Origin of the sequence: Lactococcus sp. SK2-659 (genome assembly GCF_020218185.2) — a bacterium.
Lineage (GTDB): Bacteria > Bacillota > Bacilli > Lactobacillales > Streptococcaceae > Lactococcus > Lactococcus lactis.
Genome location: NZ_JAIWQZ020000001.1, coordinates 13,987 through 29,382 on the forward strand (window position 1 = coordinate 13,987; position 15,396 = coordinate 29,382).

Consider the following 15,396-nt stretch of genomic DNA (forward strand, 5'->3'; position numbering starts at 1 on the left):
ATTGGCGCTTTTTTTATTTCTAAAAGTTACTGACAGCTTTGTCAGTAAGAAGCGGATAAGTCAAAAGCAGGAAAAATGCTTTTCTGTTATAATTAAAGATAAGAAAACGGAGGTCAAAAATAAATGAAAATTGCTAAAGTCATCGTTGATGTGCCTCTGATGCAGACGGATAAACCCTTTTCTTACAGCCTTTCAGCTGAATTTGAAAATTTGCTTGAAGTGGGCATGCGGGTCCATGTTCCTTTTGGAAGTGGAAACCGGCTTGTTCAAGGAATTGTCATTGGATTTGAAGATGAAGAACTTGAGCCGTCAGTAAATTTGAAAGGAATTTCTGAACTACTCGACGTTGAGCCAGTCCTAACGGATGAACAGCTTTGGTTGGCAGATGAAATGCGTCATTCAGTATTTTCTTATAAAATTTCATGTCTAAAAGCCATGTTACCTAATCTTTTGAATTCTAATTATGACAAGCTCCTAAAATCGACTGACGGAACTTCTGTCAAATGGTCACAACTGACAGAAGCAGAAAAAATCTCGTCAGCAAAGGCTGTACGTTTGGGTCAGCTGTCAGTAGAATATTTAGCAAAATCTAAAGAAAATAGAAAAACAGAAAAATTCTTATCTATTCCAGATATCGAAAAACTAGCTGAATTTGAAATTGAAAAGAGAGCTAAAAAACGCTTAGAGTTGAAATATTTTCTATTACGACTTCAAGAAGAAAAAATTGCTGTCAAATCATTAAATTTTTCTTCACAAATCATTAAATTTTTCGTTGAGCATGACCTAGTCAAAATTGAAGAGGTTGAAATTTCTAGGACGAAAGAAAAATTTGAAGGTGTGGAAAATGACAGTGCCAAAATTCTCAACTCCGAACAAAATGCAGCTTACGAAAAAATAATTGCATCTTCTGACAAACCATTTTTGTTGGAAGGAATTACTGGTTCCGGTAAAACAGAAGTTTACTTACAGACCATTGACCATTTTCTCAAACTCGGTAAAACAGCAATTATGCTTGTGCCAGAAATTTCTTTGACGCCACAGATTACGAATCGATTTATTGCTCGTTTTGGAGATAAAGTGGCGATTATGCATTCTGGTTTATCTGATGGTGAAAAATATGATGAATGGCGAAAAATTAAATCTGGCAAAGCTCAGGTAGTTGTCGGTGCACGTTCAGCTATTTTTGCACCTGTTGAAAATTTGGGAATTATCATCATTGATGAAGAACATGAAACTTCATATAAGCAAGATTCAAGTCCCCGTTATCATGCAAGAGATATTGCGCTTTTGCGTGCAAAATGGCATGGTGCAAGACTTGTTTTAGGTTCTGCAACGCCAAGTTTAGAAACGCGAGCACGTGCCATGCGCGGAGTTTATGAACTTTTATTACTGACAAAAAGGGCAAATGAAGCAGCAATCCTGCCAGAAATAAAAATCATTGATATGCGCAGTGAAATTTCTGACCAATCTGCTAATTTCTCACACTCTTTACTGACAAAAATAAAAGAAAAAATTGACAAAGATGAACAAGTCATTTTGATGTTGAATCGAAGGGGTTATTCTTCATTTGTCATGTGCCGCGAATGTGGTTTTGTTGTTGATTGTCCTAATTGCGATATTTCCTTGACCCTTCACATGGATACCCGAACTTTGAATTGTCATTATTGTGGTCATGTCGAAGGAATTCCGCAAACTTGTCCTAATTGTCATTCACGAAAAATTCGTTATTACGGTTCAGGAACGCAAAAAGTCGAAGAAGAACTTCGAGAAATTATGCCTGAAGCACGAGTTTTGCGAATGGATGTAGATACAACTCGGACAAAAAATGCTCATGAAAAAATTCTTGAAAAATTTGGTAATCATGAAGCTGATATCCTCTTAGGAACTCAGATGATTGCCAAAGGTTTAGATTTTCCAAACGTAACCTTAGTGGGTGTCATTAACGCAGATACTGGCCTAAATCTACCTGATTTTAGAGCGAGTGAGCGTTCCTTTGAATTGTTAATGCAGGTGGCTGGACGAGCTGGACGAGCAGATAAAAAAGGTGAAGTCTTCATTCAAACTTTCAATCCACATCATTACGCCATTGAAATGACCAAGGCTCAAGATTACGAAAAATTTTATGAAATGGAAATGAGATTTCGTCGTGAACTTTCCTATCCACCTTATTATTTCACCGTTCAAGTGCTTGTTTCTCATCAAGATGAAGAAGTTGCCATTCAAAAATCTTATGAGATCGCTCAATTACTCAAGCAAAATTTGACAGAAAAGGCTAAAATTTTAGGGCCAACCGCCAGACCAATTGCCAGAACACATAACCTTTATCATTATCAAATTTTAGTTAAATATCGTTTTGAAGAAGAATTAGAATCAGCTTTAAATCAAGTGCTTGAATTAACCCAACTTCGGGATAACAAAAATTTACGCGTATTGATTGATAGTGAGCCACAAAATTTTGTATAAAAATTTCCACAGGTGGAAAAGTTGAGAATTTGAAAACAAACGAAAGTTGGTGTGGAAAATGCAGAAAATAGAACTTTTTCAACAAACAATTGACGCATGGCTGACCAAAGACATCAAAAAGTTACTGACAGCCTTGTCAGAAGACATTAGCTACACCGAATGCTATGGGGCGCAATACGAAGGAAAAGCGGAAATTGAAAAATGGTTTCGTCAATGGAATCATCCTGTGGAAAACAAAGTGAAGTCATGGACTGTGGATAAGTCTTATGTAGATAAGGAAACTGGGTTTTTCACATGGACTTTCCACTATGTTTATAAAGGGGAAGAAAATATTTTTGACGGTCTTTCTCTTGTTAAATTTTCTGGAAATAAAATTTGTGAAATTCAGGAATTTGAACAAAAACATGAAAAATTTCGGTCGTTTTGAAATGAAATGAGGTAAATATGGTTGAGAAATTTGATTTATTGAAGCATTTTGGAGTCTATGGTGTGGCAATTGATAATGATAAATTACTTGTCATTGAAAAAAATTCAGGTCCCTATCAAAATCGCTATGATTTACCTGGCGGTTCGCAAGAAGTTGGTGAATCAATGGTTGACACATTAGAGCGAGAAATTCTTGAAGAAACTGGCTTTACGGTTCTTTCAAGTACTAATAATCGCCTGTATTCCGCTTGGATTTATGAAAATGACCGTCGAGTCGTCACACACCACGTTTTTAACCTTTTTGATGTAAAATTAAATAGTGTAGCCAAAAAATTACCACAATTTGTTGCTGACGGAAAAAATGATTCTGACAGAGCAGTCTGGAAATCGATTAAAAACTTGTCAGTAGAAAATTCATCTCCACTTGTCCTAAAAGTAATTGCCGAAATCAATAATTATCCCCATGTGGATAAAGCTGAAATTTACAGAGATTGGAAGGTCAACTATGGAAGCAAAAATTATCCCAAGCCTTTGGTTTGATAACAATGCCAAAGAAGCAATGAACTATTATGTCTCAGTCTTTCCAAATTCAAAAATCAAAAACATCGAATATTATCCGGATGAAAAGCTAGATGAGCATTTCGTAGGCATGTCTGGAAAAGTATTAAATGGTGAATTTAGTCTGAATGGCCTTGACTTTATCTGCCTTGATGGCGGTCCAATTTTCAAATTTAATGAAGCAGTGAGTTTTACTGTGACTTGTAAAAATCAAGCCGAAATTGATGATTATTGGTCAAAACTTTCTCATGTTAAAGAAGCCGAACAATGCGGTTGGTGCAAAGATAAATTTGGTATTTCTTGGCAAATTATTCCAGAAAATCTTGGACAGTTAATGGCAAAAGGCGATAAGGCTGTTCAAGTATTAATGAAACAAAAGAAAATTATTATCGAGGAGTTTGAAAACTTATGACAAAAACAAAAATTATCTTTATGGGGACACCACAATTTGCTGCGACCGTTTTAAAAGGTTTGATTGATTCTAATCAATATGAAATTTTAGCAGTAGTGACTCAACCAGACCGTAAGGTTGGTCGGAAACAGGAATTAAGAATGACACCAGTTAAAGAACTTGCCTTAACGGTTAACTTGCCTGTTCTTCAACCAGAAAAACTTTCTGGCTCAGTAGAAATGACTCAAATCATGACGCTCCTTGAATCAGGAGAAGTTGGAATTGTGACTGCCGCCTTTGGACAATTTTTGCCAGGTAAATTATTAGATGTTGCTCAATTTGCAGTCAATACTCATGCTTCTTTACTACCAAAATATCGCGGTGGGGCACCTATTCATTATGCTATTATGAATGGCGAAAAAGAAGCTGGTGTAACCATCATGGAAATGATTCGTAAAATGGATGCCGGTGACATGATTGCTCAAGATTCTACTCCAATTCTTGAGGATGATAATGTTGGCACTATGTTTGAAAAGTTAGCTCTTGTTGGACGTGATTTGTTACTTGAAACATTGCCAAAATATCTGACTGGCCAATTAAAAGCTCAAGCTCAAAACGAAGATGAAGTGACTTTTAGTCCTAATATTTCGCCAGAAGAAGAAAAAATCGACTGGAATAAATCTGCACGTGAAATTTTCAATAAAGTTCGTGGAATGAATCCATTCCCAGTTGCTCATACCACATGGAATGGCGAGCGTTTCAAGATTTATGAAACAAAAGTCGCTGATGATTCTGTCAGTAACTTACAAGCTGGTGAAATTGTGGAAAAAACGAAAAAATCATTAAAAGTTGCCACAGGCGAGGGACTTCTTGAACTTCTTTTCGTTCAACCAGCCGGTAAACCCAAGATGGATATCGTTAGCTTTCTTAATGGCCTAGGTCAAAAAATACAAGTTGGGGATAAGTTTGGCGAATAAATTTGTCCACAATAATAAATTAAAAGTTCTATCGATTTTAATGATAGAACTTTTTTTACTTCAAAATTTAGCAAGCAAGTTAGGGTGTAATAAAAAGAAAGCGAATTACTTTAAAAGTTGCTTGAACTTTGATATATTAAAAATGTACAGGAACTGTACTAGAAAGAGGTATTTATGATTTGGTCATTAATCGTCGGAGCTATTATTGGTGTAATTGCAGGAGCAATTACAAATAAGGGCAAATCAATGGGATGGATTGCTAATATTTTAGCTGGTCTTGTTGGGTCTTTTGTAGGGCAAGCGCTTTTAGGCTCTTGGGGTCCAAGTTTAGCTGGTATGGCACTTATCCCTTCTATTGTTGGTGCTGTCATCGTTGTTGCTGTTGTTTCATTCTTCTTAGGTAGAGCTAACAACTAGATAGAGCAGCAAAAGAGAGGAGGTATCGTGTCAAAAGGAAAAAAATTTATTTTTATTTTGGCTGATTTATTCTTTCTCACCATTCTTATCCCCATATTATGGGATTACTTTAATTATATGAATTTTCGTTGGGAGCTTATGCCCTCATCAGAAATTCCTTACATTGGGAATCATCTTTCCCAATATATATTTATCAGCTCTTCAATTTTAGGAGCATTATTGTTAATTTGTTTGCTGATTCTTATTTTTTATCCAAAAACTTATCAGGAAGTTCTACTAGATGATAAAACAGGAAATCTAACTTTAAAAGTTTCAGCAATCGAAGGATTGGTCAGAGAAATTGTTAGTAACAACGGTTATATCAGAAATCCAAAAATCAATGTGACTTTATATCAAGCCAAAATAAAAATTGATGTTAAAGGAGAAATTATTCCCAGAGTTGAGATTGTCGAAAAAACAAAAGAAATTGAGCAAGAAATTAAAGAAAGTATCCAAAATTTCTTTGGTATAAACTATGACTTAAAATTAAAAATAAAAGTTAGCTCACTTGCTGAAAATAAAAGTTCGACAAGTCGTCGTGTAGAGTAAGGAGGTGGAAATGAATCTTTTAGAAAGATATCGCTATCCGATAATTGGAGGAATAGTAGGTTTAATTATAGCTATTTGTATCTTCACAATCGGATTTTGGAAAATGATTCTTCTCTTCTTACTAATTGGCTTAGGAATTTTCGTTGGCCTTTATCTTCAACGTACGGGAATCATTGAACAACTGTTAAAGAAAAAATAAGAAAATACTAGGAGGAAATTATGGTACAAGAAAACACAAAAACAGAAGTAACTGAAGTTAAAGGTAGCTTGACTTACGAAGATAAAGTGATTCAAAAAATTGTTGGACTTGCCCTTGAATCTGTCAATGGACTATTGTCTGTCGATGGAGGATTTTTCTCAAATCTGACAGGAAAACTAGTAAATACAGATGATGTTACAGCAGGTGTCGGTGTAGAAGTTGGTAAAAAACAAGTTGCAGTGGACCTAAAAGTAGTCACAGAATACAAGAAGAATGTTCCTGATATTTATCAAAAAATTAAGGATGTCATTCGTAAAGAAGTTTCTGATATGACTGATTTAGAAGTTGTTGAAGTTAATGTTACAGTTGTTGATATTAAAACAAAAGAACAACAAAAAGATGATGAAAAAAGTTTACAAGATCGTGTGGTTGGCGCAGCTCAAACAACAGGGAAATTTACATCTGATCAAGTAGATAAAGTCAAAGAAAAAGTTGATGACATGGGTGATGATGCCCGTGTAAAATAAGAATCAATTTAACAAAAAAACTGACAAGATGTCAGTTTTTTTGTTACTTTCAAGAAAATTTTACTTTAAATAGAAAACGGTTAAGTATTATATATAGTACAAACGAATCATGAAAAGAGAGTGTTTTTAAGAAATTTAAGGAAAATCATCTGACGAAAGTCATTGACAGTCATTGACTACTAAGGGTATAATAGCTCTATGACAAAAAATGCAAGACAAACCGCACTCGATGTATTGAATGACATTTTTGGCAATGATGCTTATGCCAATATTTCATTGGATCGAAATTTGCGAGATTCTGAACTATCCACAGTTGATAAAGCTTTTGGGACTGCCCTTGTATATGGAGTGGTTTCTAAAAAAGATTTATTGGAGTGGCATATTACTCCCTTCTTGAAAAAAGAACCAAAACCTTGGGCAAAAATGCTCCTATTACTTACAGTTTATCAAATCTTATTTATGGATAAGGTCCCAACTTCGGCAGCAGTAGATGAAGCAGTCAAAATCGCTAAACGTCGTGATGGCCAAGCAACGGCTAACTTTATCAATGCTGTGTTACGTAATTTCATGCGTTCTGAACATCGAAATGAAGAACCAAAGGATTGGGAAACAAAATATTCAATGCCCAAACTTTTATTGGATAAAATGGTTCGTCAATTTGGTGGAAAAAGAACAGGAGAAATTCTAGAAAGTCTTGAAAAGCCAAGTCACGTTAGCTTACGAAAAATTGACCCAACCGTAGAAATTTCAGGAACTCGTGCTTCTCTACTGACAGAAAGTGCTCTAATTGCTGACAGTGGAAATTTTGCAATGACAGAAGAATTTCAATCTGGCAGAATTACGATTCAAGATGAAACAAGTCAATTAGTTGCCCCTCAACTTGATTTAGAAGGAACAGAAGAAGTTCTTGACGCTTGTGCAGCTCCTGGTGGTAAAAGTACTCATATGGCTCAATATTTAACAAGTGGCCATATCACAGCACTAGATTTATATGATCATAAACTTGATTTAATTAATCAAAATGCAGAGCGTCAACATGTTGCGGATAAAATTACTACTCAAAAAGCCGATGCGACAATGATTTTTGAAGAATTTGGTTCAGATAAATTTGACCGAATTCTTGTGGACGCTCCGTGTTCAGGTATTGGATTAATTCGACGCAAACCAGATATTCGCTATAGAAAAGAAAGTTCGGATTTTGTCGATTTACAAAAAATTCAGCTAGAAATTCTGAACAGCGCCTCGAAAAGCCTGAAAAAAAGTGGTATAATGGTATACAGTACTTGTACAATTTTTGATGAAGAGAACTTTGACGTTGTTCGTCAATTTCTAGAAAGTCATCCTAATTTTGAACAAGTTGAAATTTCTAGCGATAAGGCAGATATGATTAAAGAAGGATGTATTTTTATTACTCCAGAAATGTATCATACAGATGGTTTTTTCATCGCGAAATTTAAGAAAATAGGCGAATAACTGCTGACAAATATTTTTTTAAATTCTGTCAGTAATTTTTAGACCTAAAAATAAAACTTTATTCTTGTTAAGGAGAAAAAGTGGAATACAGTATTTTATCAGATATCGGTTCAAAACGTAGTACTAATCAAGACTATGCCGGTACTTATTTCAACCGTGCAGGTTATCAGCTCTTTTTATTAGCTGATGGCATGGGAGGACACAAAGCAGGTAATGTCGCAAGTAAACTTACCGTAGAAGATCTCGGCAAACTTTGGTCAGAGACATTTTTTGATGCGGGAACACCAGAAGCAACTCTTGAGATTTGGCTAAAAAATCAAGTTCGTAATGAAAATGAAAATATTGCCAGCCTTGGAAAACTTGATGAATACCAAGGAATGGGAACAACTCTTGAAGCCTTGGTTATTAAAGCAGGAATGCTCATTTCTGCCCATGTAGGTGATAGCCGAACTTATTTAATGCGCGATGGTGAATTAAATAAAATAACCACAGACCATTCTTTAGTTCAAGAGCTTGTAGATGCAGGACAAATTACCGAAGAGGAAGCTGAAGTTCATCCGAATAAAAATATCATTACTCGTTCACTTGGGCAAACTAGTGAAGTTCAAGCAGATATTCAAGTTTTAGAACTTCAAGTTGGGGACATTATTTTGATGAACTCCGATGGGTTAACAAACATGGTTTCAACTACCGAAATTATGGAAGTTTTAGAGCGGGAAGATTTAACCTTAGATAATAAATCTGAAGCTTTAGTTCGTTTAGCCAATGAACATGGAGGTTTGGATAATATTACCGTCGTTTTGATTAAGTATGATGAAACGTCAGAAAGCGAAACACCAACGCAGGAGGTTAGTTGATGATTCAAATCGGTAAAATCTTTGCCGATCGTTATCGGATTATCAAAGAAATCGGACGCGGCGGAATGGCGAATGTTTATCAAGGTGAGGATACTTTTCTTGGTGACCGCTTGGTTGCAATAAAAGTGCTACGTTCAAATTTTGAAAATGATGACATCGCGATTGCTCGTTTTCAGCGAGAAGCATTCGCCATGGCAGAACTTTCACATCCAAATATCGTAGGTATTTCTGATGTTGGTGAATTTGAAAGTCAACAATACATTGTTATGGAATTTGTTGACGGCATGACACTTAAACAATACATCAATCAAAATGCACCTTTAGCCAATGATGAAGCTATTGAAATTATTACGGAAATTTTATCAGCAATGGACATGGCCCATTCACATGGTATTATTCACCGGGATTTAAAACCACAAAATGTTTTAGTTTCCAGTAGTGGAACTGTAAAAGTAACGGATTTTGGAATTGCGAAGGCACTCTCTGAAACTTCACTTACTCAAACAAATACAATGTTTGGTTCAGTTCATTATTTATCACCAGAGCAAGCGCGTGGCTCAAATGCAACTGTTCAATCAGATATTTATGCGATTGGAATTATTTTATTTGAGCTTTTAACAGGTCAAATTCCATTTGATGGAGATTCTGCAGTTGCTATCGCTCTAAAACATTTCCAAGAGAGTATTCCAAGCATCATTAATCTCAATCCAGAAGTTCCGCAAGCTTTGGAAAATGTCGTCATTAAAGCTACAGCGAAAGATATTAAAAATCGCTATACTGATGTAGAAGAAATGATGACTGATGTGGCAACTTCAACGAGTCTTGACCGTCGTGGGGAAGAAAAATTAGTTTTCAATAAGGATCATGATGAAACAAAAATTATGCCTGCCAATCTAATTAATCCTTATGACACCAAGCCTCTGATTGATAAAAAAGAAGATAATGATTCACAAACAGATGAAAAGGCTGCAAGCTCAGAAGTAGGAAATAAAAACAAAAAATCTAAAAAAGGCTTGATTATTGGTCTTGTTATCCTTCTTTTAGTTGTTGGCGGTGCTACTTTGGCTTGGGTTGTCTCAACACCAACTAATGTTAAGATACCTAATGTGACAAACTCGACACTTAGCCAAGCAAAAAGCAAAATTAAAGATGCAAAACTTAAAGTAGGAACAGTTCATAAACAACAAAGTTCAACGATTGCTGAAGGAAATGTTATCAAGACTGATCCAACTAGTGGAACAACCGTGAGATCTAATAGCTCCGTTGATATTTATGTTTCTACGGGAAATGAAGATATCATCAAAATGAAGGACTTTGTCGGTGAAAAGATTGATGAGGCGATGGCAACATTACTTAAGGATTATGGTATTGATGAAAGCCAAGTCACTCAAACTTCCGTTCCTAGTGATTCTTACCCAGCAGGTACAATCATTAAACAAAGCCCTAAAAAAGGTTCTAGTTTTGATACCAAAGGGAGTGAAAAAATTACCTTTGAAGTTTCAAGTGGAAAACAAGTTGAAGTTCCGGATTATAAACCGAACGGTCAATATATGACTTATTCACAGTATCAAGCTGCTTTAAAAGCTGCAGGATTCACTAATATTACACTAGACCCTCAAGCAACAACGAGTCAACAAGCTGACGGTTATGTATATTCTGTTTATCCGACTGTTGGAGCGTCTGTTGATCCAACTCAAGAAATTGTAGTCACTTATAGCGTCTATACTGCTCCAAGTTCAAGTTCAACAACTTCTGAATCAACAACGACGCCTGAAACTTCGTCAAGCACAACTTCAAGTACTTCAAGCTCTACAACAAGTCAGCCGTCAACAGATAACAACAATAGCAACAAAGAATCTTCAACAACGTCATCAAGTAGTTGAGAAAAATAGACTAGGAATCTCGTGTTCCTAGTTTTTTGATAAATAAGTTAATTTACAAGAAGCTTGTAAAATTAGGCAAAAAAGTGTATCATGGTAGAGTAGTTTTTTACAACCCGTTCTTGGTTTCATGCTTGCCAAGCTGTCACTCGGACTGGGCAATACAAATAAAGGAGAAAAAACTCATGGCAATTTCAAAAGAAAAAAAACAAGAAATCATCGCTCAATACGCTCGTAAAGAAGGCGATACTGGTTCACCTGAAGTACAAATCGCTGTATTGACTTGGGAAATTAACCACCTTAACGACCACATCAAATCTCATAAAAAAGACCACGCAACTCAACGTGGTTTGATGAAAAAAATCGGTCACCGTCGTAACCTTCTTGGATACCTTCGTGAAAAAGACGTTCAACGTTACCGTGAACTTATCGCTTCATTGGGACTTCGTCGTTAATAAAAAATGCCATATGGCATTTTTTATTTTATAAAATAAAAACTAAAAGGAGCATTTTCCTTCTAGTTTTTTTATTTTTAAAGATTTTTTTCTTTTTCGATAGTAGCGCTAATAGCATCAATAACTGTTCCGATAAAATGATTTTGTTCTAAACTTACCACACCAGCGACAGTAGTTCCACCAGGACTTGAGACTTTATCGACTAATGACCAAGGATTTTCACCACTTTGGAGAATCATTTCAGCTGAAGCGCGAACCGTTTCGGCAACAATTGCTGTGGCTTGATCTTTAGGAATACCATGCAATACACCGGCACGTGCCATGGCATCAATGAACATATAAATAAAAGCAGGGCTTGAACCGGCAATTGCTGCAAATGTTGAAAAATCTTTTTCAGCAATTTCATGGACAGAACCAGTTGATTTAAAAATTTCTTGAACTGTAGCATAAGCAGAATCATCAACAAATTCATTTTTGACAATGGCTGATGTTGACTGACCGATTTGTGCATTGATATTTGGCATCACTCGGATGATCGGTTGATTTTCTGAATCAGCCAGATGTTTCAAGTCAGATAAAGTGAGTCCCGCAGCAATTGAAATTAATGTTTTATCTTTAGTTAAATGATTGATTAATTTACTTAAAACAGAGGGAAGTACTTGAGGTTTAACTGATAGAATGATAAAATCAGATTCTTGAACGAGTTCTTCATGATTACTTGCAGCCGTAACATTAAGAGTTTCCGCTTGATTTCGAGTTTTTGTTAAATTGTGTCCGGAAATAATGATTTTGAATTTATTTTTGTCAAGTCCAGAAATAATAGCTGTTGCCATTTTTCCAACTCCAATAAAACCTATTGTTTTCATAAATAAAATCCCTTCTTTTCTTTTCGTCCATTTTATCATAAAAAGTAATAATAAATCACTTTAGTAGCATCGTAAAATAAATCAGATTTTTTCTAAATCTTAGTACTAGCTTGTATATTTAGCGCATATTGAGAGGATTTGAATTAAAAAGATAACGAAAATGCCCCTTGATTATGGTATAATTAGGTAAACATTTTATTTTATTTGTAATAATAAAGGAGAAATCTATGAATAAATTCGCAATTGTCCTAGCGGCTGGTAAAGGAACTCGTATGAAATCAGCACTTCCGAAGGTCTTACATCAAGTGGCTGGAAAATCAATGCTTGCTCATGTTCTTACAAGTGTTTCTGAAGTAGAAATTGCTAAAAATGTAGTGATTGTTGGTCATGAAGCGGATCGTGTGATTGCAACTTTACCTAAAGGGACTCAATTTGTGAAACAAGTTGAGCAATTGGGAACGGGTCATGCCGTTCGGATTGCTGCGGATTTATTAGCAAATGAAGATGGAGCAACTCTTGTTATTGCTGGTGATACACCATTAATTACTGGACAAACGTTAGAAGCACTTTTTGATTATCACTTTGCACAAAATGCAACAGCAACTATCTTGACAGCAATTGCACCAAATCCAACAGGATATGGACGAATTATTCGTGATGAAAATGGCTCAGTAGAAAAGATTGTTGAGCAAAAAGATGCGAATGATTTTGAAAAATCAATTACCGAAATTAATACTGGAACTTACATTTTTGATAATAAGTCACTTTTCAAAGCCTTGAATGAAATCACAACTGATAATGCCCAAGGAGAGTATTATTTAACAGATGTCATTGAAATTTTCAAAAAAGCTGGTCAAACGGTAGCGGCTCATATTCTTGATGATTTTGACGAAAGTTTAGGAGTTAATGACCGTGTTGCCCTTTCACAAGCTGAGTTGACGATGCGCAAACGAATCAATCATCAACATATGGTCAATGGTGTAACGCTTATTGACCCTGCGACAACTTATATTGACAGTGAAGTTAAGATTGGTGAAGAAACTGTGATTGAAGCAAATGTAACAATAAAAGGAAATACCTTTATTGGTAAAAATGTTTTGATTACAAATGGTAGCCGTATTGAAAATTCAGAAATTCATTCAAATTGTGAGATTCGTAATTCAACGGTTGAAGAAAGCAGAATGAGTGTTGGAAGTAATGTAGGGCCTTATGCTCACTTGCGTCCCGGAACTGTTTTGAGCGAAGAAGTTCATGTTGGAAACTTTGTCGAAATTAAAGGTTCAACGCTTGGTAAAGGTACAAAAGCTGGTCACTTAACTTATATTGGAAATGCAACGGTTGGTGAGAAAGTGAACTTTGGTGCTGGAACAATTACAGCAAACTTTGATGGTAAAAATAAATTCAATACTGAAATTGATGACTTTGCCTTTATTGGTTCGAATTCAACAATTATTGCTCCATTGCATATCGGTAAAAATGCCTTAACAGCAGCAGGCTCTGTTGTAACAGAAGATGTACCAGATGAAGCAGTTGAAATTGGACGTGGAAAACAAGTGAATAAACTTGGACGTGCTAAAAAAATGCCACATTATCGTGGTCAATAATTAACAAATAAAAGAAAGAGTTTCTCCTGAAGCTCTTTCCTTCGATTTTGATGAGAAAACTATTCTTTAAATTCTTTAAAGAAGTTTTCGGAAGAAAGGACACAATGTTAAATTTTGATGATAAAAAATTTGAAGAAAAAACTTTAGCTAGAGAAGAAATTTTTAGTGGGAAGATTTTTCATGTTGTAAAAGATGTAGTTTCTTTGTATGATGGGCAAGAGAGTTTTAGAGAACTTGTTTTTCATAATGGAGGAACAGCGATTGCACCTGTTCACAACAATAAGATGATTTTAGTTGGTCAATATCGTAAAGCATTGGAAAAATTTATTTTTGAAATTCCGGCAGGAAAACTTGAAAAAGGTGAAGAAAAAGATCCCAAAGCTGCGGCCTTAAGAGAGCTCGAAGAAGAGACTGGATATCTGGCGCAAGATTTGACAGAAATTACAGTTTTTTATGGGACACCCGGTTTTTCATCAGAGAAAACATTTGTCTATTTCTCATCAAATTTAACAAAAGTGGAACATCCAAAACCCGCTGATGATGGTGAATTTTTGGAACAAATTGAAGTCACTTTAAGCGAAGCAAAAAAAATGATTGAACTTGAACAAATTGCGGATGCAAAAACAATTATGGCTATTTGGTATTGGGAAATGCAATATTTGAAAAAGGAGCTTGAAAATAATGCCTAAACCTCTTTTAACAGACGAAGTAATTGAACAAGCAAAACAGGATAAGAAAAATCTTGAACGCAGATTGCAAAGAGAGCTTGAAGAAGATACTGAAATCGCTGAAAAATACGATAGTATTGAGAAAAATTTAAGCAAAAATGCTGTTTATAAAAGTCGAAGAATTGAAAATGCCAAGGCTCAAAAACGTGGGAAAGTAATTAATAAATGGCTTTTCATCGTTACATTAATTGTTGTTCTATTGGCAGTAGCTTTCTTTTTGTACTACTTTTAGAGAGTAAAAAGATTAGAAAAAAGGTAAAAAAATGAAAATAGGAATTATTTGTGCGATGGATGAAGAAATTCGCATACTTGTTGAAAACTTAGAAAATGCAGAAAAACATACTCGTCATGGTTTAGTTTTTCATACAGGTTCAATTGGCCGGCATGAAGTGGTCCTTGTCCAATCTGGAATTGGTAAAGTGATGTCTGCTTTGGCAGTTGGATTTTTGGTTGACATTTTTGATGTCGACGCCATTATCAATACCGGCTCAGCGGGAGCAGTTGCTCAAGGTTTAGCAATTGGTGATGTTGTGGTTGCTGATAAACTTGCTTATCATGATGTTGATGTTACTGCTTTTGGTTATGCTTATGGGCAAATGGCTCAACAACCTTTATACTTTGAATCAAGTAAGTATTTTGTTTCTGAATTGAAAAAAGTTTTAGAAAATGTGCATGTTGGATTGATTACTAGTTCGGATAGTTTTATCAGTAGCTCTAGTAAAATAGCTGAGATTAAAGAGCATTTTCCAGATGTTTTAGCCGTTGAAATGGAAGGGGCTTCTATTGCTCAAGCTGCAACAGCACTTGGAAAACCATTTGTAATTATTCGTGCGATGTCTGATACTGCTGACCATGATGCTAATATTAATTTTGATAAATTTATTATTGAAGCAGGGAAAAAATCAGCTGAGGGCTTGATTCGTTTACTCGAAGAAATGGTATAAAATTGGAATCTATCTTTTGATAGATTTTTCTTTTTATGAGAAC

18 protein-coding genes are annotated in these 15,396 nt (G+C 35.3%); 17 read left to right on the top strand and 1 reads right to left on the bottom strand.

Going from position 1 to position 15,396, the window contains the following annotated elements; genetic code table 11:
* The first annotated feature begins 123 nt into the window (after positions 1-123).
* From LDP15_RS00070 to rpsO, 13 genes are all read left to right on the top strand, one after another.
* Positions 124-2,463, top strand: a complete 2,340-nt coding sequence (locus LDP15_RS00070; RefSeq protein ID WP_015427047.1) for a primosomal protein N' — start codon at positions 124-126, stop codon at positions 2,461-2,463.
* A 58-nt stretch (positions 2,464-2,521) separates the two neighbouring features.
* Complete coding sequence (locus LDP15_RS00075) at positions 2,522-2,890, top strand: nuclear transport factor 2 family protein (protein ID WP_225513399.1); 369 nt, start codon at positions 2,522-2,524, stop codon at positions 2,888-2,890.
* 17 nt (positions 2,891-2,907) lie between these two features.
* Complete coding sequence (locus tag LDP15_RS00080; protein ID WP_015427045.1) at positions 2,908-3,429, top strand: NUDIX hydrolase; 522 nt, start codon at positions 2,908-2,910, stop codon at positions 3,427-3,429.
* Positions 3,395-3,859: a VOC family protein gene (locus LDP15_RS00085; protein ID WP_003131474.1), complete on the top strand. Its 465-nt coding sequence runs from the start codon at positions 3,395-3,397 to the stop codon at positions 3,857-3,859. The genes LDP15_RS00080 and LDP15_RS00085 overlap by 35 nt, the downstream gene beginning before the upstream one ends.
* Positions 3,856-4,815 carry a methionyl-tRNA formyltransferase gene (gene fmt / locus LDP15_RS00090; protein WP_015427044.1) on the top strand — a complete coding sequence of 320 codons (960 nt, stop codon included), beginning with the start codon at positions 3,856-3,858 and terminating at the stop codon, positions 4,813-4,815. The genes LDP15_RS00085 and fmt overlap by 4 nt, the downstream gene beginning before the upstream one ends.
* Before the next feature lie 174 nt (positions 4,816-4,989).
* Positions 4,990-5,232, top strand: a complete 243-nt coding sequence (locus LDP15_RS00095) for a GlsB/YeaQ/YmgE family stress response membrane protein (RefSeq protein ID WP_003131476.1) — start codon at positions 4,990-4,992, stop codon at positions 5,230-5,232.
* A 27-nt stretch (positions 5,233-5,259) separates the two neighbouring features.
* Entirely contained in the window at positions 5,260-5,820 is a 561-nt protein-coding gene (gene amaP / locus LDP15_RS00100; protein WP_010906186.1) for an alkaline shock response membrane anchor protein AmaP, read from the top strand.
* A gap of 10 nt (positions 5,821-5,830) precedes the next feature.
* Positions 5,831-6,019: a DUF2273 domain-containing protein gene (locus LDP15_RS00105; RefSeq protein WP_012898445.1), complete on the top strand. Its 189-nt coding sequence runs from the start codon at positions 5,831-5,833 to the stop codon at positions 6,017-6,019.
* A 20-nt stretch (positions 6,020-6,039) separates the two neighbouring features.
* The gene (locus LDP15_RS00110; protein WP_012898444.1) at positions 6,040-6,546 is read left to right on the top strand and encodes an Asp23/Gls24 family envelope stress response protein; all 507 of its coding nucleotides are present in this window, start codon (positions 6,040-6,042) and stop codon (positions 6,544-6,546) included.
* Between the two features lie 198 nt (positions 6,547-6,744).
* Positions 6,745-8,019: a 16S rRNA (cytosine(967)-C(5))-methyltransferase RsmB gene (rsmB, locus tag LDP15_RS00115; protein ID WP_015427042.1), complete on the top strand. Its 1,275-nt coding sequence runs from the start codon at positions 6,745-6,747 to the stop codon at positions 8,017-8,019.
* Positions 8,020-8,099: 80 nt separating this feature from the next.
* Complete coding sequence (locus tag LDP15_RS00120; protein WP_015427041.1) at positions 8,100-8,876, top strand: Stp1/IreP family PP2C-type Ser/Thr phosphatase; 777 nt, start codon at positions 8,100-8,102, stop codon at positions 8,874-8,876.
* Positions 8,876-10,759, top strand: a complete 1,884-nt coding sequence (gene pknB / locus LDP15_RS00125; RefSeq protein ID WP_015427040.1) for a Stk1 family PASTA domain-containing Ser/Thr kinase — start codon at positions 8,876-8,878, stop codon at positions 10,757-10,759. The genes LDP15_RS00120 and pknB overlap by 1 nt, the downstream gene beginning before the upstream one ends.
* A gap of 182 nt (positions 10,760-10,941) precedes the next feature.
* Positions 10,942-11,211 carry a 30S ribosomal protein S15 gene (gene rpsO / locus LDP15_RS00130; RefSeq protein WP_015427039.1) on the top strand — a complete coding sequence of 90 codons (270 nt, stop codon included), beginning with the start codon at positions 10,942-10,944 and terminating at the stop codon, positions 11,209-11,211.
* 77 nt (positions 11,212-11,288) lie between these two features.
* Here the strand turns inward: rpsO and proC are convergent, their stop codons facing one another.
* Positions 11,289-12,077, bottom strand: coding sequence for a pyrroline-5-carboxylate reductase (gene proC / locus LDP15_RS00135; RefSeq protein ID WP_015427038.1), 789 nt, complete (start codon positions 12,075-12,077; stop codon positions 11,289-11,291).
* 227 nt (positions 12,078-12,304) lie between these two features.
* On the opposite strand from proC, the gene glmU reads away from it, so the two are divergent.
* The 4 genes from glmU (at position 12,305) to LDP15_RS00155 (ending at position 15,353) form a co-directional block, all read left to right on the top strand.
* Positions 12,305-13,681 carry a bifunctional UDP-N-acetylglucosamine diphosphorylase/glucosamine-1-phosphate N-acetyltransferase GlmU gene (gene glmU, locus LDP15_RS00140; protein ID WP_015427037.1) on the top strand — a complete coding sequence of 459 codons (1,377 nt, stop codon included), beginning with the start codon at positions 12,305-12,307 and terminating at the stop codon, positions 13,679-13,681.
* Positions 13,682-13,785: 104 nt separating this feature from the next.
* On the top strand, positions 13,786-14,370 hold the full coding sequence (locus tag LDP15_RS00145; RefSeq protein WP_015427036.1) for an NUDIX hydrolase: 585 nt from the start codon (positions 13,786-13,788) through the stop codon (positions 14,368-14,370).
* On the top strand, positions 14,363-14,641 hold the full coding sequence (gene macP / locus LDP15_RS00150; protein ID WP_015427035.1) for a cell wall synthase accessory phosphoprotein MacP: 279 nt from the start codon (positions 14,363-14,365) through the stop codon (positions 14,639-14,641). Before LDP15_RS00145 ends, macP begins: the two co-directional genes overlap by 8 nt.
* Before the next feature lie 31 nt (positions 14,642-14,672).
* Positions 14,673-15,353 carry a 5'-methylthioadenosine/adenosylhomocysteine nucleosidase gene (locus tag LDP15_RS00155; protein ID WP_015427034.1) on the top strand — a complete coding sequence of 227 codons (681 nt, stop codon included), beginning with the start codon at positions 14,673-14,675 and terminating at the stop codon, positions 15,351-15,353.
* Positions 15,354-15,396: the final 43 nt, after the last annotated feature.